22 protein-coding genes are annotated in these 18985 nt (G+C 57.8%); 8 read left to right on the top strand and 14 right to left on the bottom strand.

Going from position 1 to position 18985, the window contains the following annotated elements:
• The first annotated feature begins 193 nt into the window (after window positions 1-193).
• Both BK665_RS13390 and BK665_RS13385 read left to right on the top strand, forming a co-directional pair.
• Window positions 194-385, top strand: a complete 192-nt coding sequence (locus tag BK665_RS13390) for a helix-turn-helix transcriptional regulator (protein WP_123406166.1) — start codon at window positions 194-196, stop codon at window positions 383-385.
• 145 nt (window positions 386-530) lie between these two features.
• Window positions 531-1586, top strand: a complete 1056-nt coding sequence (locus BK665_RS13385; protein ID WP_123406164.1) for a hypothetical protein — start codon at window positions 531-533, stop codon at window positions 1584-1586.
• A gap of 582 nt (window positions 1587-2168) precedes the next feature.
• Here the strand turns inward: BK665_RS13385 and BK665_RS13380 are convergent.
• The 3 genes from BK665_RS13380 to BK665_RS13370 all read right to left on the bottom strand — a co-directional run bounded on the left by BK665_RS13380 (window position 2169) and on the right by BK665_RS13370 (window position 4395).
• Window positions 2169-3380, bottom strand: a complete 1212-nt coding sequence (locus tag BK665_RS13380) for a tyrosine-type recombinase/integrase (protein ID WP_123406334.1) — start codon at window positions 3378-3380, stop codon at window positions 2169-2171.
• A 305-nt stretch (window positions 3381-3685) separates the two neighbouring features.
• A complete protein-coding gene (locus BK665_RS13375; protein WP_123406162.1) occupies window positions 3686-3865 on the bottom strand; it encodes a hypothetical protein in 180 nt (59 codons plus the stop codon).
• Between the two features lie 71 nt (window positions 3866-3936).
• Window positions 3937-4395 carry a hypothetical protein gene (locus BK665_RS13370; RefSeq protein ID WP_123406160.1) on the bottom strand — a complete coding sequence of 153 codons (459 nt, stop codon included), beginning with the start codon at window positions 4393-4395 and terminating at the stop codon, window positions 3937-3939.
• A gap of 500 nt (window positions 4396-4895) precedes the next feature.
• Here BK665_RS13370 and BK665_RS13360 point away from each other — a divergent pair, with 500 nt between their 5' ends.
• Complete coding sequence (locus tag BK665_RS13360) at window positions 4896-5159, top strand: short-chain dehydrogenase (RefSeq protein ID WP_123406156.1); 264 nt, start codon at window positions 4896-4898, stop codon at window positions 5157-5159.
• A 414-nt stretch (window positions 5160-5573) separates the two neighbouring features.
• Complete coding sequence (locus BK665_RS13355) at window positions 5574-6302, top strand: class I SAM-dependent methyltransferase (protein WP_123406154.1); 729 nt, start codon at window positions 5574-5576, stop codon at window positions 6300-6302.
• Between the two features lie 154 nt (window positions 6303-6456).
• On the opposite strand, the gene tam is transcribed toward BK665_RS13355, so the two are convergent.
• Window positions 6457-7227, bottom strand: coding sequence for a trans-aconitate 2-methyltransferase (tam, locus tag BK665_RS13350; protein ID WP_123406152.1), 771 nt, complete (start codon window positions 7225-7227; stop codon window positions 6457-6459).
• Between the two features lie 392 nt (window positions 7228-7619).
• On the opposite strand from tam, the gene BK665_RS13345 reads away from it, so the two are divergent.
• From BK665_RS13345 to BK665_RS13335, 3 genes are all read left to right on the top strand, one after another.
• Window positions 7620-8123, top strand: a complete 504-nt coding sequence (locus tag BK665_RS13345) for an inclusion body family protein (protein WP_123406150.1) — start codon at window positions 7620-7622, stop codon at window positions 8121-8123.
• 123 nt (window positions 8124-8246) lie between these two features.
• Window positions 8247-8807: an AidA/PixA family protein gene (locus BK665_RS13340; protein WP_123406148.1), complete on the top strand. Its 561-nt coding sequence runs from the start codon at window positions 8247-8249 to the stop codon at window positions 8805-8807.
• Between the two features lie 196 nt (window positions 8808-9003).
• A complete protein-coding gene (locus tag BK665_RS13335; RefSeq protein ID WP_123406146.1) occupies window positions 9004-9414 on the top strand; it encodes a low affinity iron permease family protein in 411 nt (136 codons plus the stop codon).
• Between the two features lie 42 nt (window positions 9415-9456).
• On the opposite strand, the gene BK665_RS13330 is transcribed toward BK665_RS13335, so the two are convergent.
• The 7 genes from BK665_RS13330 to BK665_RS13300 form a co-directional block, all read right to left on the bottom strand.
• Entirely contained in the window at window positions 9457-9960 is a 504-nt protein-coding gene (locus BK665_RS13330) for a DUF4142 domain-containing protein (RefSeq protein WP_123406144.1), read from the bottom strand.
• A 75-nt stretch (window positions 9961-10035) separates the two neighbouring features.
• On the bottom strand, window positions 10036-10194 hold the full coding sequence (locus tag BK665_RS13325; RefSeq protein WP_123406142.1) for a KGG domain-containing protein: 159 nt from the start codon (window positions 10192-10194) through the stop codon (window positions 10036-10038).
• A 116-nt stretch (window positions 10195-10310) separates the two neighbouring features.
• Window positions 10311-11660, bottom strand: coding sequence for a sensor domain-containing protein (locus BK665_RS13320; RefSeq protein WP_123406140.1), 1350 nt, complete (start codon window positions 11658-11660; stop codon window positions 10311-10313).
• Window positions 11661-11741: 81 nt separating this feature from the next.
• Window positions 11742-12380 (bottom strand): LysE family translocator, encoded by a 639-nt coding sequence (locus BK665_RS13315; RefSeq protein WP_123406138.1) that lies wholly within the window; start codon window positions 12378-12380, stop codon window positions 11742-11744.
• Between the two features lie 34 nt (window positions 12381-12414).
• The gene (gene fos / locus BK665_RS13310) at window positions 12415-12855 is read right to left on the bottom strand and encodes a fosfomycin resistance glutathione transferase (protein WP_123406135.1); all 441 of its coding nucleotides are present in this window, start codon (window positions 12853-12855) and stop codon (window positions 12415-12417) included.
• Between the two features lie 6 nt (window positions 12856-12861).
• Window positions 12862-13593 (bottom strand): PA3715 family protein, encoded by a 732-nt coding sequence (locus BK665_RS13305; RefSeq protein ID WP_123406133.1) that lies wholly within the window; start codon window positions 13591-13593, stop codon window positions 12862-12864.
• Window positions 13594-13630: 37 nt separating this feature from the next.
• Complete coding sequence (locus BK665_RS13300; RefSeq protein WP_123406131.1) at window positions 13631-14542, bottom strand: LysR substrate-binding domain-containing protein; 912 nt, start codon at window positions 14540-14542, stop codon at window positions 13631-13633.
• Between the two features lie 78 nt (window positions 14543-14620).
• Between BK665_RS13300 and BK665_RS13295 the strand changes: the two genes are divergently transcribed.
• Window positions 14621-15109 (top strand): DMT family transporter, encoded by a 489-nt coding sequence (locus BK665_RS13295; RefSeq protein WP_123406128.1) that lies wholly within the window; start codon window positions 14621-14623, stop codon window positions 15107-15109.
• Between the two features lie 156 nt (window positions 15110-15265).
• Here BK665_RS13295 and BK665_RS13290 read toward each other — a convergent pair whose 3' ends face one another.
• The 3 genes from BK665_RS13290 to BK665_RS13280 form a co-directional block, all read right to left on the bottom strand.
• Window positions 15266-16597, bottom strand: coding sequence for an MFS transporter (locus tag BK665_RS13290; protein ID WP_123406126.1), 1332 nt, complete (start codon window positions 16595-16597; stop codon window positions 15266-15268).
• 188 nt (window positions 16598-16785) lie between these two features.
• Entirely contained in the window at window positions 16786-17712 is a 927-nt protein-coding gene (locus BK665_RS13285; protein WP_123406124.1) for a hydroxymethylglutaryl-CoA lyase, read from the bottom strand.
• Entirely contained in the window at window positions 17709-18902 is a 1194-nt protein-coding gene (locus BK665_RS13280) for a CaiB/BaiF CoA transferase family protein (protein WP_123406122.1), read from the bottom strand. Before BK665_RS13280 ends, BK665_RS13285 begins: the two co-directional genes overlap by 4 nt.
• Between the last annotated feature and the right edge of the window lie 83 nt (window positions 18903-18985).

Below are 18985 nucleotides of genomic sequence, written 5' to 3'. Positions count from 1 at the left end.
CACGGTCGACGTCGCGGCTTGCCTCGGTCGGCCCCTGAGTGCTGTACATGGCAAAGCAAAGGCTCTTGGAGTGAAAAAAAATCAGGTGTTTTGGGCTAGCCCACTCTCCGGCCGATTTGATGGTGTGCAAGGTCAAGCCACGCGGTTTCAGAAGCGAAAGAGGGGTTAAGGTGTGAGTAAGTTGGATCGTTTCATGCGGGAAAGGGATGTCCTCGAGGTCACATCCCTATCCAGAACTACCCTCTGGCGCGTTATCAAACAGGGGAAGTTTCCAAAGGCGGTGGCCATCTCCCCGGGACGAGTCGGTTGGCGTGAATCCTCGATCGCAAACTGGCAACAAGACCCGCAGAAATGGACATCGTCTGACCCAATCGAAGCCGCGTAAGCGGCTTCACTCATACTTGCTTGGAATACCACCTCAAACTCGACATCTACCGCGCAACACGCTCCAATGCAGTGACACTACCCGTCGAGAAGCATCGCCAACCGCAGCAAGGGATGGTGCATCGCTCACATAGAGGAAATGGCCCATGCGGTTAACGCTGTCATGCATGCAGTGCTTGCAAGAAAACGGACGCCCAGGAGGTGCTTCGCAAATCGAAGTTCGGGACGATGGTTGCTACATAGCAACCTGCCTGTCTGGCCATAAGACCGTGACCGTCCTTCAGCAGCACAAATTCGAAGTTCTGTTTGAAATTGGCGCCCACGCGATACTGGATGGATACTATCGAGAGGCGGTTTCGTCTTTTACCTCCAGCCTCGAGCGCTTCTACGAATACACAATCCGAATATTCCTCGAAAAATCTTCGGGTAGTGACGATCTTTTCCAGGCGGCCTGGAAAAATGTCTCGAACATGTCAGAGCGGCAGCTCGGTGCATTCATATTTCTTTGGGCTAACCACTTCAAAGAAACCCCTCTGCTGTTGCCCACAGGTTTGATCACGTTTAGAAACGAGGTAATCCACAAAGGCAAAATCCCATCGCGAGAAGAGGCTTTAAAATACGGGGATGCGGTCCTCGACGTGCTCCGGCCGAAGATAAAAAAGATTAATGAAACGCTCCCGGAGCAAGTACAAAGCTCAAGCTTCCGGCAAATCATGGCTAGCGCAAAAAAAGCCGGTACCTCGCAGGGAGTAGGGACGATGTCCATCAATGCGATCCTAGGTCAAGGCAGCAGTATCGAGGGGCAAGAAAAACGCCTCGAAGATCACCTGGTTTTAGTAGATGACATGCGCATTCGACTTGGTAACCTTCAGGAATACTTCAATCAGATGCAGGCGCCGCAAGGCCCCATAATGTCGCCTGATGAAATTCGTGATTTCCTCGCCCGAAAATTCCCCGAGCTAGTCGCCGTGGAACACAACGACCCGGACGGCTGGGCGTTCTTTCTGGGGCCAGCACAGCAAGAGCCAAGCTCCAACTGCATCGTCCGCGCCGTGCAGCACTCACAGGGGGGCACCCAATTCGAGCTGTCGGTGTCGTCACGACTTGAACGGACAGAAAAGATGGTTATGTTTTGTGGGAATGAGGACGCACTGCGTCAAGTTGTCGATGCACAATTACGGATCTACCGCGACCACCTGTAAGCAAAATAAAGGGCGCTCTCCATAGGCGCCCTTTTCACCTGTCATCTGTGCTGCGCATCGTCGGTCTCTTGGATCTGATACGAGTTTGACCCCGGCGGCTAATTTTGAATGACCCATACGCAGCCTCTGAAATCCCGAGCAAGGTCATCGGTTGCTGAGTATTCGGGCGGGTCAATGAATTCCAGCAGCCTGGGTCAAATTCGTATCAGCGCCAACACCTAGTCCATTGCAGGCATTCCCCATGCCAGAAAACGATGTCCTGGTTCAGGGTATAGTTCGTTAACCTCCAGCTGAGCGCGGTTGCAATCGGAGCAGTTCTGACTCCGGATGGTTCAACCAACACCGGGGGAAAATCCCCACTGAGTGGGATGGCTTTGGGAAGCAAGACCACTCGGGAAAGTTCACAGTAGCCGTTGGTCAAACAGCTTTTCCCCGAGTATTCGGTGTCTGGTGGCAGACCGAGATGACCGCTTATGGCCGTTCTCTGCCGATCATGGATAAAAAGCGTACTGGTCAAATCCTGATGCAATCGGTGGTCAGAACGAATGCAAGTGATTGGTCAGGTCGGAAGTAAACAGTTGGTCAAGTGGAGTGCAATTTCGTATTTACCACATGCCTATGTAGCCACACAGACCATCGCAGCAAGCCTTCCCGCTTCTCTTTGAAGTAGTCGTGACGGTCGTAATGCTTAGACGAGACATCGTTGAATGCATGGCCCTGAATTCGATCGCGCACCTCCTTACTCAATCCAGCAACGCCCATCAGGGTTTTGCAGGTTCGCCGTATGTCACGCAAAGTGAACGGTCCATTGAATTTATCGGTATGGCGGCCGTACAGCTTGGTGACAGCTCGGGATAACGACTGCGTGTGTAGGGCCTTCCCTTCCACCTTGCCTTCGAACGGGTAGATGCTGGTTTCGCAGATCTCGTCCATCACCTTCAAACTACGGCGCATCAGCGTGTTGTACGGCACTGCACGCAGCGACCGCTCACCCTCCCTTCCCTTCTTGTTCCGAATGACCAGGTGGTCTTTGAAGTAGTGCCGACGCTCACTCGCTAGCAGCTGCTCCGGACGCTGTCCTCCTGAAGCAATCAGAAACTTAAGCAACTCCGACGTCACCAGCGTCAGGTGTTCCGGCAGCATTTGCCAGAGCCTGGCCAACTCGTCTGTGGATAGTGCTCGATCACCAGGACGTTCCCAGTCGGCCTGAACAGGCACACTGGCCACCGGGTTGCTGGTGAGGCCGAACTTCAATGCTGTTTTCTGGTAGCTGCGGGGGTTGAACTCTTGCTCCAGCCCCACCTGGAACGCAGCGTGCAGCTGTGATCGGACTCTATTGCAGTACGTGGTGACACCGGCATTGATCATCTTGGCCAGGATGTCGCGGATCTCACCAGGCCCGATCAACGCGGCAGGCCGTGACGCCAAATTGGGAAACGGGTCAGAGACGTAATGCTTCAACGACCACTTCACGTCTGAGGCAGAGGCGGCACCTTCGCCCTCTAGTTTGTTCGTGTACGCATCCAGCAGGTTCTGAAAGGTGCCGGCGGCAATCACCACCTCTTTTTCAACTCGGCATAGATCTCGTGCGCCAGTCAGAGTCATCGCTGGCCATGTACCGAGTTTGGTTTTGATCTTTTTTCCATCCAGTCGACGCTGGAAATAAAACTCCTTGGTGCCGGTTGGTCGTACTCGCAGCATCAAGACGCCTTCGCCTCTCGCACTGCGTCCATCCGAAACCGTGTATTCCCGTTCCTCAGGCTTCATTGCCCTGATCTGTTTGTCCGTGAGCATTTGGGGGCCGTATCTGGGGGCCGTTAGGCCGAAATATGGGGGCAACCGGTGGAACAGTATGAAACTGACCACTTCGCGCAAAGCCTTGATTCTGCTGGCTTAAACGCATACGAGCATACCTTACGTGTCTCCCTGATACTCCACCCGCCATAGCTTCCCAAGCTGATAACGAGGGTTCGATTCCCTTCACCCGCTCCAATTGAATTTTGGTCTCACATTGATTTTTGACGGAGGATGTAGAGATAGAAAAAAACCGGTCCAGGTGGCCGGTTTTTTTGTGTCTGGAGTTTAGGCAGTACGAAAAATCAAATCGCCGGAGATTCATTCCTTGCGGCTTTGATTGCCTCAGCTTTCTGTACGACTTCGCGTTGAGAGGCGTTAGCCTTGCTGATGACGGCCATCAAAATGTCACGCCGGGTCTCAGGGGAGGTTTTAGAGAAAAACTCTGTCAAAGCACTGGTCTTCTCAAGCTTGGCTGTACTCATCAATTCCATACCTCTGTTAACAGCTCAACGAGCTGGGCTTGATCATAGTTCTGGGGGATCAGAGCGTAGGGTCACTCAGCAAACAGAGAAATGCTAGTTCCACCACCCTCTCGGGCAAACGCCTGACATTCAATAGCTAATCCTTTGTCCTCAACCGTTGCGATTTCGCCGCTATCCTCAATTGCCTGCTGACGGCATTGCTTCGAAAACTTAACAACGTCAGCCGCAGATCGCGACGAAACCAGAACGCCAACACGACCGAGCAACTCATAGAACTGCTGATCGGGATTTGGGCCGTCCCACAATACGTACACATTAGGCTTACCGAGCGCGCAATTTACGGACAGCGTGATATTCGGGCCATCTCGATATTCAGTATTTTGTTTATCTACTGCCTGTTTTATTTGCGTTAAGTGACGCTCCTCCTTGAGTGCAGCAAGGATCGTTTCACAGGACTCGGCAAGGACTGCCGTGGAAAACATCAGCAGGGCCACACCAAGGTAGATTTTTGTTCGAAATTCAATCTTCATAGCGTTACTCAATTGAATCCTGAATATGCACCATAGCTGGACCTAGATGGGTGAAGCGTTTGAGAGCTCTCGACGCCAGTGAATAAAATGCTCAGGTCTTTATAAAACGCTGTAATTTTTTACTCACGGTTCACATCCTCCTCCCCCTACTCAGCTCTCTCTTTATCAGTCGATTTTTCAAAAAAGCAACGTCCTACACTACTCTAGGAATTGTCCGTAGACTTGCGGATTGCTGTGTCTTTGTCACGAGGCCTATAGTCGATCCGCGCCCAAATGGCGTATCGAGTTTGGCGACTTGATGACAACGACCCAGAGAGCTTCGAGATTTTGCGGAGTTTTCTGACTGCACTTTGCTGCGCTTTTTTTGGTGGCTGTGCGTGGGAGATCTTCGGGTCTGCCGGTTTTACCGTTGTCCGGTTCGCCAACCCGCGTACAGCTACCACCCTTTTGTTTGGCGACGATTGAGTGGTAGGTCTTTAACCTACAACCGGTAATCACTCATGAACGAATACATGGCTTTAACCAGCAACGCCGACGATCTACCTTCCCTGTTCGTCAATACCACCCAACCGCTGCACTCCCTGCTCAGCACCGCCAGTTACAGAATCCGCGCCGTGACGCAGCTCCTGGAAAACCTCGCGATGCGAGGTGATATCACGTCCGACTCGGTGATCCTCAGCGACTTTGCATTGCTCTGCTGCGTGCCCTTGCGCGACGGTTGCGATGTTCTGGACGTGATCGCTCGACGCATGGATACGGAATAGTTCTGACGGTTAGATTGGGCGCCTTTTGGGGCGCCTTTTTCTTTGGCATTAGCGGACACGGATGACTAATCCCGATCAACCAAAGGTCAAACCTGTGGGAGCGAGCTTGCTCGCGATAGCGGACTGCCTGGCAATACTTCTGTTGAATGTCAAACCGTCATCGCGAGCAAGCTCGCTCCCACAGGGATTTTGGTGTTCACGCCGTAACTGATCGGCGTTAACCGCCGCAGTGCTTACAAATCCCCAACGCACGTACCATTTCCCTTCTCCACTGGCCCCGCTAGCATCTCTTCCATCTACAACCCCCCTCCCCCTGCGCGGCCATCAACGAATACGCGCCACAACTCTTCGAGGGAAACCAATCGGCCGCACCACCGGTGCCGCCCGTGACGAACTCAACAGAGCAATTCGAACATGACGCAAAACATTTACGACGATCCGGAGTTTTTCCAGGGTTACAGCCAGATGGGCCGTTCCATCGGTGGTTTGGACGCCGCGCCTGAATGGCCAGCGCTTCAATCCATGCTGCCACCGATGCAAGGTCTGAAGGTGGTGGACCTGGGCTGCGGTTATGGCTGGTTCAGCCGTTGGGCCAGTGAACAAGGTGCTCACAGCGTGCTGGGTCTGGATGTGTCGGAGAAGATGCTGGAGCAGGCGCGCAAGACGACGGCTGCGGACAACATCCAGTACGCTCGCGCCGATCTGGAACATCTCGACTTGAGCAAAGAAAGTTTCGACCTGGCCTATAGCTCTCTGGCGTTGCACTACATCAAGGATCTACCCGGCCTGTTCGCCAACATTTACGCAGCACTGAAACCCGGTTCGCGTTTTGTGTTTTCCATCGAACACCCGATTTTCATGGCGCCGCGTAATCCGGGTTGGTTGATCGATGGCGAAGGTCACAAGCGTTGGCCGCTGGACAGTTATCAATTGGAAGGTGAGCGGGTGACTAATTGGCTGGCGGAGGGTGTGATCAAACAACACCGCACGGTAGGGACGTTGCTGAATACGCTGATCGCAGCGGGATTCACGATTCGACACGTCAATGAATGGGGGCCGAGCGATGCGCAGGTTGCAGCGCAGCCGGCTCTGGCGGAGGAACGGGAGCGGCCGATGATGATGTTGGTGGCGGTTGAGCGCTGAAATTATGAACTGACTAATAGCGCAAAACCTGTGGGAGCGAGCCTGCTCGCGAAAGCGGACTGACAGACAACACATGTGTTGAATGTGAGATGGCTTTCGCGAGCAAGCCCGCTCCCACAGGTTCTGCATTTCAAGTGACTAGCTCATTTGGCCCTTACCGCGTCGCGACGATGAACAACCGCGGAAACGGCAACAACACCGTCCCATCCTCCAACGCCGGATAAGCCTGTTCAATCTCAGCCAGATACCGCTTCAGATACTCCGCCCGCTCCCCCTCGTCCAACGGATCGAGAAACGGCCGCAACCCGCTCCCCTTGAACCACTCAACCACGCCCGAAGCACCACCCGCCAGCGGATGATGGTAAGTCGTGCGCCACACATCGACACGCTTACAGTGCGGTCGCAGCATCGAGTAGTAAGCGCTGGCGCTGGCCATTTCCGTCCGTTGCCCGGCGGCGTCCGCCAGTTTGCCGGCCCACGGGCCATTGGCGGCGACTTCGCGCATTAAACGGTGGGAAGGCTCGTTGAGGTTATCGGGCATTTGAATAGCGAGGCTGCCACCCTTGGTCAATCTGCCAGCCAACGAAGGCAATAACGCTGCGTGATCGGGCAACCACTGCAACACCGCATTGGCGAAGATCACGTCGAACGGGCCGCTATCGTTCCAGGTTCCGATGTCAACGGTGTCGAACTTCACTTGTGGCAGGCGCTTGCGGGCGGCTTCGATCATGTCGGGCGAGCTGTCCACGCCGCGCACCCATGCATTGTCGAAACGCTCCACCAGCAACTCCGTGGAATTGCCGGGGCCGCAGCCGATGTCGATGGCCGAGCGCGCGTCCACCGGCGGAATCGCTGCGAGCAGATCCCGGGCCGGACGGGTGCGTTCATCTTCAAAAGCGACGTATTGCTTGGCGGACCAACTCATTGCGTTCTCCTGTCGAAGGGGTGCCCTGGCATGGCCGGACAACTGGTTTGCTACCATACCCCTACCCACGCGCCAGCCCTATTCGACTTATGTAACACCGTGGATCTGAAGCAGGATTTTCTTATCGCCAAATGATCACCAACCATAACCAAATCGACCGTTCGTCTTGCGAATCGCCAAGCAATTTTGACAGCCTACATTTCGCATCTATAGTCCTAATCGCGGCCAGTCGGAAGGAACCCGACCTGTTAATTTGCACGCAAGGAGCAAGGCCAACTCGTGCCTCGTGCAAGCAGGGTTCCGCCCGTAGTGTTTCAGCAACGGCCGTAAGGCAAGCAAGCGTTGTCATGCCTGGAAAGTCCGGGCAATCACTATGAACAAGGAGCTTTACTATGTCTCGAGTCACGGATGTGCTGGTCTCTATCGACACCGAAACCATTCTGAAAAACTACCCGAACATCAGCAAAAACCCCGCGTCGCCAACGATGATCGACGTCAATCATGTGTACATGGTGACCAACCGGGACAACGTGATCAATGGCCAGGCCGGTGGTGAGCTCAACCTGAAAGCGCAGGTAGGCGACTTGATTCGCTGGCGTGAAACCAGCCTGTCCCAGAGCTTCGAGACGGCGGTGATTTTCTACAAATTCATCGGCAACGTCGGCAACGAATTGATCTCCACCCCAACGCCGCGCAAGGCTACAGCCTGCGTCGCCGTCCCTAACACCAGCAACCCCTCGGTGCCGAGCTGCCAGAAAGTCGACAACCATTACTGGTCTTCGGAAACGCTGGCGTGCGGTAGCGTGACCTATCACTTCCATTTCCTGATCGTCGATCGCGACTGCAAAATCGTCGGCTGCTGCTCGTGGGATCCGTTCATTACCATCCGCAACTGACGAAGGCTGGCCCCTTGGCAACAAGGGGCCTTCCCCGTTCGTTGCCGTTTCGGCAGGAACAGGATGTCTTGCATGAACCGAAGCGGCTGTCCTCTCGTGCCAACATCATGAAAGGAATCCATGATGACTTCCGAACCGATCAAATCGCCTTCACCCAGTGTCGCGACTGCCAATAATGTGCTGTTGGTGGTTGATGCGGAATCGCTGCTGAACAAGTACCCAGAACCGAGTCTGGAGGCGGACAATCCGACGACTATCGAGGATGGCTTTATCTTTGTCTCCAGCGGAACGGACACCACTAAAACCGTTGAAAATGACAGCAAATTGACATTGACCGCCAGCAACGGAAAAACCTTCCACATTCGCGGCAGAACCGTGAGTTTGATCGCCGAACACAGCGTGGTTTTCTACAACATGGCCGTGGGCGATGCTCAAGTGCTGTCGCAGCCAAAACTGCAGGTTCACAACGACCTCACCGTACCGGCCCCCGACCCCGCAAACCCTACACAACCCGGCAGCCACCAGGCCGATGACCACTATTGGGAATGCTCGCAACTGACCCCGGGCACCGCCGCCTGCGAACTGAGCTTCATGCTGGTTGACCAGCGTTGTGAAGTGGTGGGGTATTTCAGTTGGGAGGTTGAGGTGAAGCTTTCGGCTGGAGAACCCAGCCTTAAAAACTAAGCGCAAACCCTGTGGGAGCGGGCTTGCTCGCGAAGCGGCCCTCCCATCCAATATCCATGTTGGCTGACACACCGCTTTCGCGAGCAAGCCCGCTCCCACAGTTTCTGCGGTGTGCCCGGTTTTCCTTGGATCAATAGAATTTTCAGCAAGCCGTCGCTGTCTGAACTTCAGGCGCATCCCTATAAGGAACACGGCAATGAAATTCGCAAAAGTCTCGCAGAAACTCGCGCTGTGGGCCGGCAGTCCCACGACGTTTTTGATCGCGATCATTCTGATTGCCGTATGGGGGTTAACCGGGCCGATTTTTGGTTACAACGACACCTGGCAACTGATCATCAATACCTCGACCACCATCATCACCTTTCTGATGGTGTTCCTGATCCAGAACACTCAGAACCGCGATACGGATATCTTGCATTTGAAGATCGATGAGTTGCTGCGGGTGACGAAAGAGGCGCAGAACGCGATGCTGGGGCTGGAGTCGCTGGATTTGAAGCAGTTGGAAGAGTTGCGCAAGCAGTATCGCAAGATCGGCGAAGGCGAGACGATTTCCATGAACATCGCCCCCAGCGGCGACAAGCCGAAGTCGAACCTGGATCAGTGCTGAAAACCTCTGCGGGTGACCTTGGTCACCCGCGCTGCATAGAGGCTAGCGGCTGGCTTGCAGGGCCTTGGCCATCTGCAGATGGTTTTGCAGTTTGGGCAAGGTCTCTTCGGCGAACGCCTTGATTTCAGGTACGTCGGTGGTCTGCGCTTCCTGCTGGATCTGGTCGATAGCAGCCTGGGTGTTTTGCACCTGACTGGCCGCGTAGGCCTGGTCGAAAGTCGGGCCATCCTTGACTTCAGGGATCATGGTTTTGGACTTGTCGATCACTTCTTCGCGAGGTGCGACCGGCAGGTCGAGCTTCTTGGCGATTTTCGCCAGATGCTGGTTGGCGGTGGTCAGGTCGTTGATGACCACGACGGTGTAGTCCTTGACCTCCTTGGATTCGGTTTTCTGGTGCGCCAGGCGACTGGCTTCGATGTCGGCCATGCCTTTGGCGGACGCCTCGTTGATGAAGTCGGCAGGCGACTGGGCAAAAGCGCTGCTGGCGCACAGGCCCAATAACGTGGCAAAACTGGCATTGCGTAAACGGGTGGCCATCCGGCTCATGGTCGCGCCCTCCTTTCGAAAAAATTCAAACGGGAGCTTTCGCTCCCGCCTCTCAATCAAAACCACCTTCATCCACTACTTGGATTTCTGACCACCTTTGCGGCCCATATCGGGTTTCGCAGGGTCTTTGTCGACAGTCGTGGTGGTGGTTTTCCCACCTTTGCGACCTGCTTCAGACGCCTTCGTTCGATCATGGGCATGGTTGTCCGAGTTCGAGTTTCTTGAGTTAGGCATGATTCTCTTCCTCTTGGTGATGATCGCGGCGAGCAAAAGCCCGCATAGGATGAGAATTCCGATCCGGCCAAAGGTTTAGAAAAAAACAGGGATATTGCGACGAACGGTGGCGAATGTCAGGCTTCAAGCGGCCGCTGACTCAGACGTTTGGCAGCGTACATGGCCTCGTCGGCATAGCGGAATAACTGCTGTTCTTCCGTGCCATGCTCAGGGTAGAGCGCCACGCCGATGCTCGGTTCGATGTTCAGGCTGTGGCCGTCCAGGCGCAGGGGCTGCAACAGCACCTGTCGGATTTTTCCGGCGACGCTGTCAGCGTCTTCTGCGGCATGAATGCTGTGCAGCAACACCACGAACTCATCGCCGCCGATGCGTGCCACCGTGTCGCTGTCCCGCACGCAGCCCTTGAGCCGATTGGCCACCGCTTGCAGCAGCATGTCGCCGACCGCATGGCCGTGGGTGTCGTTGACCTGTTTGAAACGGTCGAGGTCGACATACAACAACGCCATCCGCCCGCCTTCGGAGCGAGCCAGCGCCAATGAAGCCTTGAGCCGGTCACGCAGTAATTCGCGATTGGGCAATTGGGTCAGTTGATCGTATTGGGCCATGTGTTGCAGCCGTGCGTGCAACTGCTTGCGCTCAATAGCCGTCGCCACCTGGGCGCAGACGTATTGCAGCAATTCTTTGTCTTGCTCGGTGTAGCGTTCGCCACCCGCCTCGCTTTTGACGATCAGCGCGCCGATGGTGCCGTTTTGCGAGTTCAGCGGCACGCCGAGCCAGCACGGGGAATCCTGCCCCGCCACCAGCGCCTTGAAGCCTTCGGGGAGTTCATCCTGTTCTGGGGTCAGCAATATCGACTGGCCGCTGCGAATCACCTCGGCACACAGGCGTCCGGTGACGGTGCCAGGCAGTTCGGGCTGATGCTCGCGGTCATCGACGTGATACGGAAAATTCAGCTGCGCGCAGTGTTCGTCGTACAGCGCGACGGAAAAATTCAGCGCCGGCAGCCATTCGCCGATGATGGTGTGGATGCGTTTGAACAGCGCCAGCAGGTCTTCCGCCGCATGGGCCGCTTCGGAGATCGCGTACAACGCCGCTTGGCGCGACTCGGCCTGCTTGCGTTCGGTGATGTCCCGGGCCACGGCGATGCGCAGTTGATCGACTTCCGACCAGCGCGCCGACCACAGAATGTTCACCACCCGGCCGTCCTTGCGCAGGTAGCGGTTTTCGAAGTTGAGCTTGGGCTCGCCGCCGATGATTTCTCGCGCCGCATCGAGGGTGCGCTGGCGGTCGCCGGGGTGCACCAGGTCGATCATTGGCTGGCCGATCAATTCTTCCGGGGTGTAACCGAAAATACGCTCGCAGGCCGCGCTGACAAATACAAAGCGACCTTGTCTATCCACCGCACAGACGGCGTCCAGCAACAGGTCGATATAGCTCGCCAAAGGCGCGGAATTTCGGGTAGCCATGGTGCAGGGTGCGTGTCCCGGCAATGTAGCGATAAAAAAACCTCCTTGACCGGTGCCGCTGACGCGTCCCTGCGATCAGCCTCAAGCCTTGTTCGTGACCAATCCCGGCAATGCATGCGCCAGGGCGTTGATGGCGAAACCGATGAACATCACCCCGCACAACCGGGTGATCAACAGTTCATGCCGTTGATACACCGTGCGCACCTGCCGCGCACCGACGATGCCAATGAGAATAGCGTACGCCAGCAATCCGCCCACGAAGCTCAGGGCAATCAGCCAGGGCAGCATCGACCAATGGAGCAACTCGGCGCGGCTGGACAGCAACGCGGTGAACGTCGCCACCGCCACCGGGTAAGCTTTCGGATTGGTCAGGCCAAACAGAATGCCGTGCCAGAACGGCTGCCGCGCCGGCCCTTGCGGGGTTTCAGCACTGCTGCGGCGAGCGCGAATCGCCCGCAAACCGAGCCAGAACAGATAGAGCCCGCTAAGCACGCCCAACACATCAAACGCCGTGCTGCCGATTTCCCGGGCACCGACAATCGCGATCAACGCCGTGCTGCACCAGACCACATCCCCGAGCAAATGCCCGCACAGAAACCCCGCCCCCGCCCGTCGACCACGGGCCGCGCCAATCCCGAACACCGCCAGCACGCCCGGACCGGGGGTGATGCCATAGATGAAGCCGGAAGCGAGAACGGCCATTAGCAGCGATGGAGTCATGGGGAAGTCCTGTTTGGGGCGATGGGTCGCAAGTCTATCTCAGGTCCTGGGGTTCAACGGACTGATCGTCGAAGAACTTCATGCCTGCATAGGGCTTTTGCCGACAGGCCTTCAGCCGCGAGGCTAGATCCCCGACATGGACTTCGAGCTTGTGTCCGTCCGGGTCGAGGAAGTAAAACGACGCGCCTTCGCTGCGGTTGTCACGCCATTCCTGCACCTTGGCCGAGCGCAGCTTTTCCACGAACACGGCGAAGTCCGCTGCGCTGACAGTGAAAGCGTAGTGGGTGTAATCGGCCACGGGCTCGGATTGGCGCAATGGATCCAGGGAAAGACACAACCACAGGCCCGGCAACGAGAGATAGGCGCCGGTGTTCCAGGTCGCGTCGAGGCGCAGTTGCAGCAGGTTTTGATAAAACGCCACGCTGCGGTTCAGGTCGGTGACGGCGAGGGTCAGGTGGTTGAGGCCGGTGAGCATGGGTGATTAACCTTTGAGTGCTTCTGGCACGACGTAGTTTTTACCGTCGTAACGAAGGATTGTCTGCACGGGTTTGGCAGTAACGGAGTTGGACTTACAAGCCTCCCCCTTACCCTTGCCAACCGTTTCCATCAATACCGTTTTGACGATCAAGTCCGCGTAGCCATGTGAACTGGTTTTACCGATTTCCAGGGTTCGAGTGATTTCATAACGCTCACCTGCGCAATTGCCATCCCATTCACCACCGTACTTATAGGTGATGAGCCCCTCCATGACCGGACGGAGCGTGTTGCCCTCTTTGACGTAAAGCGAAAGCAATGTTTCGTTCAAAGGATTGACGCTTGACGAGCCTTTGAATGTGGCACGCACGCCAAAGGCTCGCAGCTCGGGTGTGAGCGTGTAACGTGCGGTATCAAGTTGCAGGTCTTCAAAGACAAAGGCATCCGACTCAAAAGCATCAGACTTGTGATAGGTCGCCAACGGCTTCGAATCACCCGCCGAGACAACGGCCAGGTCGAGATCATATTTCCCATCAGGCCCGGAATCGCTCGCCGAATAGCTCGATTCAAACTGCGACAACGCCGTAATCGTCAGCCCCGGATAAGCCGGCCAGTCCTTACAGACCGAGTAGCCGAAATCCCCATAAAACGGCGGTTTCTCACACGCAGCAAATGCCTGCGTCGTCATCACCAGACCGCACAGCGTCGCAAACCCCATCCAGCCAGACTTCAATGTCATTCCCTGTTCCTTGTGAGTTTCAAAAGATCATCCAGATTCAGGCGCGCACTATCCCCTGCTCAATCCGCCCATTCAACCAATTCAACGCCTGATCCCCGCCCCGCCGTTTATGCCAGGCCAACACAAAGGTAAACGACGGAATATGAAACGGCGGCGCCACGACGATCAATGACTGTTCATCAACGTCGCGCAATCCACGCGAGGCCACCGTGAGGATCAAATCGGTGCCGGCGATGAATTCCGGTGCAACGCTCCAGTGCGGCAGGCTGATTGCGACCCGACGGCGTTCGCGCAGGGCAGTCAGCGCCCGTTCGATTTCCGGAGTGCCGCTGCCGCGCATTTCCAGCAGGACGTGGGGCCGGGCCAGGTAGGTCGGTAGATCGAGTGTGCCGTCGGCGGGCAGGCTGTGGCGGTCGACGAGGCAGGCGTAGTGCTCGTCGAACAGCGGCGTGCTGCGCAGTTCGTTGGGCAATTCCGGGAATACGCCGGCCGCAACGTCGATGTCACCGTTCAGCACGCCATCGAGCATGCCTTCGCGGCTGGCATGGATGATTTGCAGGTCGATGCCCGGCGCTTCCCGGCGCAGGGTGCGGATCAGCCCCGGCAGGATGATGGCCGCGCCGTAGTCGGACATCGCCAGGCGAAAGGTGCGCTTGGCGGTGGCCGGATCGAAGGTGTTGGGCGCCAGCAGCGATTGCACCTGGGCCAGGGCTTCGGCCAAGGGTGCGATCAGCTCCAGCGCTCTGGGGGTCGGCACGAGTGTGGCGCCGGCGCGCACCAGCAACGGGTCACCGAGCAGATCGCGCAGCCGCGCCAGGGCATGGCTGACCGCCGGTTGACTCAAGTGCAGGCGTTCGGCGGCGCGGGTCACGTGTTGCTCGCTGAGCAAGGCGTCGAGGATCACCAGCAGGTTGAGGTCGATACGTCGGAGATCATTCATCTGCTGCATGTTCTGGATAGCAAAATGGAATTTAAATTTGCGCGACGAATACCCTAGAGTCCAGCAAAACCTGTTGGAGTCATGAGCATGAGTACATTGCAGTGGGCCGGACTGTTGGGGTTGGCGGTGATTGCCGGGGCGGTGGTGCCGTTTCAGAGTGCGATCAATGCCAACCTGAGCCGAGGCCTGGGGCATCCGTTATGGGCGACGCTGGCCTCGTTGCTGGTGAGTTTGCTGGTGCTGCTGCCGATCATCCTCGCCCTGCGTTTGCCGCTGCCGTCGTTGGCGTTTATCAGCAAGGCGCCGTTGTGGATGTGGGCCGGCGGCGTGTTCGGCGTGTGCTTTGTGGCGCTGGCGGTGATGTTGCTGCCGAAACTCGGTGCGTCGGGCTTTGTGGTGTTGGCGCTGACCGGGCAGGTGATGGCCTCGATGGTGCTCGACCATTTCGGGTTGTTTGGGTTGGTGGAGCGGGAGCTGACGTTGCCTAGGCTGGCGGGCGCGCTGCTGGTCGTGGGTGGGGTGGTGTTGATTCAGATGAGTGCGGTGCCGGGCAAGGTTTTGGTGGCAGCGGGTTGAAGGTAGACCGGTAGAGATTTATCGGCTGTGAGTCAGTCTTCGCGAGCAAGCCCGCTCCCACAGGAGGTTTTTTGTGAACACCCAATTTATGTTCACTGGAGATCAACTGTGGGAGCGGGTTTGCTCGCGAAAGCGGTCTGTCTGAAGCCGTAAATATCAGAACTTATCGAGCGTGCGCAATTTCTGCGGCAACCCCCACATCAGCAACGCAGCCGCAATCAACGCGGCAACGCCGATCACGTAGAGCGCCGGGGTGGTGCTGCCGGTCAGGTCCTTGATCCGCCCCACCATCACCGGGCTGACGATGCCGCCGAATTGTCCCAGGGTGTTGATCACCGCAATCCCGCCCGCCGCACCGGCACCCGCGCCGGCCAGCAGTTTCGGCGGCAGGGTCCAGAAGCTCGGGATGCTGGCGATGATCCCGGCACCGAGCAAGCCCAGCGCAACAATCAGGAACGTCGTGTGGTTGGCGAAGATCCCGGCGCAGAAGAACCCCACCGCACCGGCCACCACCAGCCCGGCGACAAACTTGCGCCGCTCACCGGTCGAGTCCGAGAGGCGCCCGATCACCACCATGCTGATCGCTCCGCAAATGTAGGGGATCGCCGTGAGCAAACCGATCATCACCGGGCTTTCCGTCCCCGCGCTGCGGATCAATTGGGGCGCCCAGAAATTCAAGCCGTAGGACGCGACCTGGATCAGGAAATAGATCAACCCCAAGGTCAGGAACCCCGGAATTTTCAACGCCGCGAGCAGCGAGCCGCCGCCCTTGTGCGGTTCATGGTGAGCGATGCGGCTGGCCAGCAAGGTTTTCTCCGCAGCGGTCAGCCAATGGGCGTCTTCGATGCGGTCCTTGAGCAACTTCAGCACCAGCAAACCGAGAACGATGCAGGGCACGCCGCCGAGCAGGAACAGCCAGTGCCAGCCGCGCATGTCCATAAAGCCGTCGAGGTGTTGCAGCACCAGACCGGAGAACGGCGCGCCGACCAGACCGGCAAACGCCGACGACAAAAACAGCATCGAGGTGATGCGCCCGCGATAGTGCTGCGGGAACCACAGCGTCAGGTAATACAGCACGCCCGGTGCGAAACCGGCCTCCATCGCGCCGATCACAAAGCGCAGCGCGTAGAACTGCCATTCGCTGTTGACGAAGACCATCAGGGCGGTGGCGACGCCCCAGGACATCATGATCCGGGCGATCCAGCGCCGGGCGCCGACCTTGTACAGCATCATGTTGCTCGGCACTTCGAACAGCACGTAACCGACCACGAACAACCCGGCGCCGAGGCCATAGGCTGTGTCGCTCAGGCTCAGGTCGGTTTGCAGCTGGAACTTGGCGAAGCTGATGTTGATGCGGTCGAAAAACGCGAACAGGTAGCAGACCATGATCAGCGGCATCAGGCGCCAGGCGACTTTGCTGACCAGGGCTTTTTCGGCGTCGTGGCTAACGGACGGGCTGGCGTCCGCCTCCAGTACATTAAGGCTCATGTGTTTCCTCCAGGCGGACTTCCCGTGGGTGTCCGATTGTTTTTGTTGTCTGGTTGAGGTGCGTTGATGCGCGCTTTTCTGTAGGAGCGAGGCTTGCCCGCGAAGGCGGTGTGTCAGTCAACGATGATGTTGAATGTGAGGGCCTCTTCGCGGGCAAGCCTCGCTCCTACAGGGAGTATTCGGTGGTGTCAGGAGGGGCTTGGGTGCAAATCGCAATTGCGCCCGGCCTTGGCCAGTTGACCGGGCACTTCGTGGCCCAGCAGCGCCGGCAAGCCTCGGGACAGCTTCAGCAACAGCGGCAAGTCGATGCCGGTGTGAATGCCGATTTCATCGCACAGGTTGACCAGGTCTTCGGTGCAGATATTGCCCGAGGCGCCCGGGGCAAACGGGCAACCGCCGAGGCCGCCGAGGGCCGCGTCGAAGCGTCGGGCACCGGCCTCGTAGGCGGCCAGCACGTTGCACAAACCGAGGCCACGGGTGTTGTGGAAATGCAGGGTCAGGTCCGCTGGCGAAACCCGCTGCAACACCCGCCGCACCAATCGATCCACCTGTCGTGGATTGGCCATGCCGGTGGTGTCGGCCAGGGTGATGCCTTGAATCCCGAGCTCCTGATAAGCCTCGACGATTTGCAGCACGCGATCCTCGTCGATCTTGCCTTCGAACGGGCAGCCAAACGTGGTGGCGATGCTGCCGTTGAGCCGCACCTGCGTACCGCCGACGAATTGCACGATCTCGCCGAATGCGGCCAATGAGTCTTCACAACGCATGCGCATGTTGGCCAGGTTGTGGGTCTGGCTGGCGGACATCACCAGGTTCAGTTCATCCGCCCCTGTCGCCAATGCCCGTTGCGCGCCTTTCAAATTGGGGATCAACGCGACATAGATCACCCCCGGTTGCCGGGTGATGCCCTTGAACACCAACTCGCCGTCGCGCAACGCCGGAATGGCTTTCGGCGAGACGAACGAGCCGGCCTCGATACGGCTGAACCCGGCCAGCGACAGCTGATCGATCAGGGCAATCTTGTCGGCGGTTTCCACCCACGTTGGCTCAATCTGCAAACCGTCCCGGGGCGAGACTTCTTGCACGATCAGGGTCTGGGAAAAGTCAGTGATCATTGCACCACTCCTGCGGCTTTCAGCCGTTCGATGTCGGAACCGGTCAGGCCCAGCCCGGCGAGGATACCGTCGGTGTGCTGACCCAATTGCGGCCCGGACCAGTTCACCCCACCTGGGGTTTCCGAGAGTTTGGGCACGATGCCCGGCATCTTCACCGTGGCGCCGCCGGGCAGGTCGGCGTTGAGCAGCATGTCCCGCGCCTGGTAGTGCGGATCGGCGACGATATCGGCCACCGAATAGATGCGCCCGGCCGGGACTTCGGCGGCTTCGAGCGCGGCCAGCACGTCATCGATGGGCAAGCTGCTGGTCCAGTGGGTGATGGCGGCGTCGAGCACATTGCTTTTCAAGGCGCGGCCGTCGTTGTGGGCGAATTCCGGGGCGTCGGCCAGATCGCTGCGACCAATCAAGTTCATCAAGCGCTTGTAGATCGGATCGCTGTTGCCGGCGATCACCACATAAGCACCATCGGCGGTCAGGTAGGTATTGGACGGTGCGATGCCCGGCAGCGCGCCGCCGCTGCGTTCGCGGATATGGCCCTGCATGTCGTATTCCGGCACCAGGCTTTCCATGACGTTGAACACGCTTTCGGCCAGGGACACGTCCACCACTTGCCCGCCGCCCTGCCCGGTCTTGACCCGCAACAACGACATCAGCGCGCCGATCACCGCGTGCAACGACGCCAGGGAATCGCCGAGGCTGACCCCGACCCGGGCCGGCGGCGAACCGGGGGTGCCGGTGGTGTAGCGAATCCCGCCCATGGCTTCGCCAATGGCGCCGAAGCCTGGGCGGTCGCGGTAGGGGCCGGTCTGGCCGTAGCCGGAAATCCGCACCAGGGTCAGGTTGGGGTTAAGGGCGTGCAACACGTCCCAACCGAGGCCGAGTTTTTCCAGGGCGCCGGGGCGCAGGTTTTCGATCAGCACGTCGGCGCTGGTCGCCAGTTGCTTGACCAGTTCAATGCCTTCAGGGGATTTCAGGTTCAGCGCCAGGGATTTCTTGTTGCGCGATTGCAAGTACCACCACAGCGAGGTGCCCTCGTGCAGCTTTCGCCATTTACGCAGGGGATCGCCCTGGCCCATGGCTTCGATCTTGATCACCTCGGCGCCAAACTCGGCGAGCATGCGCGCAGCGAACGGCGCGGCGATCAGCGTGCCGATCTCGATTACTTTGATTGCACTCAGGGGGGCAGTCATCGCGGGGTCCCTCTTATTCTTGGAATATGCGCCAAGGCTAGAGGACCGGGGGGTGGGGAATCCAACCTTCAGTTGGCAAGGGG

It is taken from the genome of Pseudomonas frederiksbergensis, assembly GCF_003732665.1.
Taxonomy (GTDB): Bacteria; Pseudomonadota; Gammaproteobacteria; order Pseudomonadales; family Pseudomonadaceae; genus Aquipseudomonas; species Aquipseudomonas frederiksbergensis_G.
This window is presented reverse-complemented; position numbering and strand designations above follow the sequence as displayed.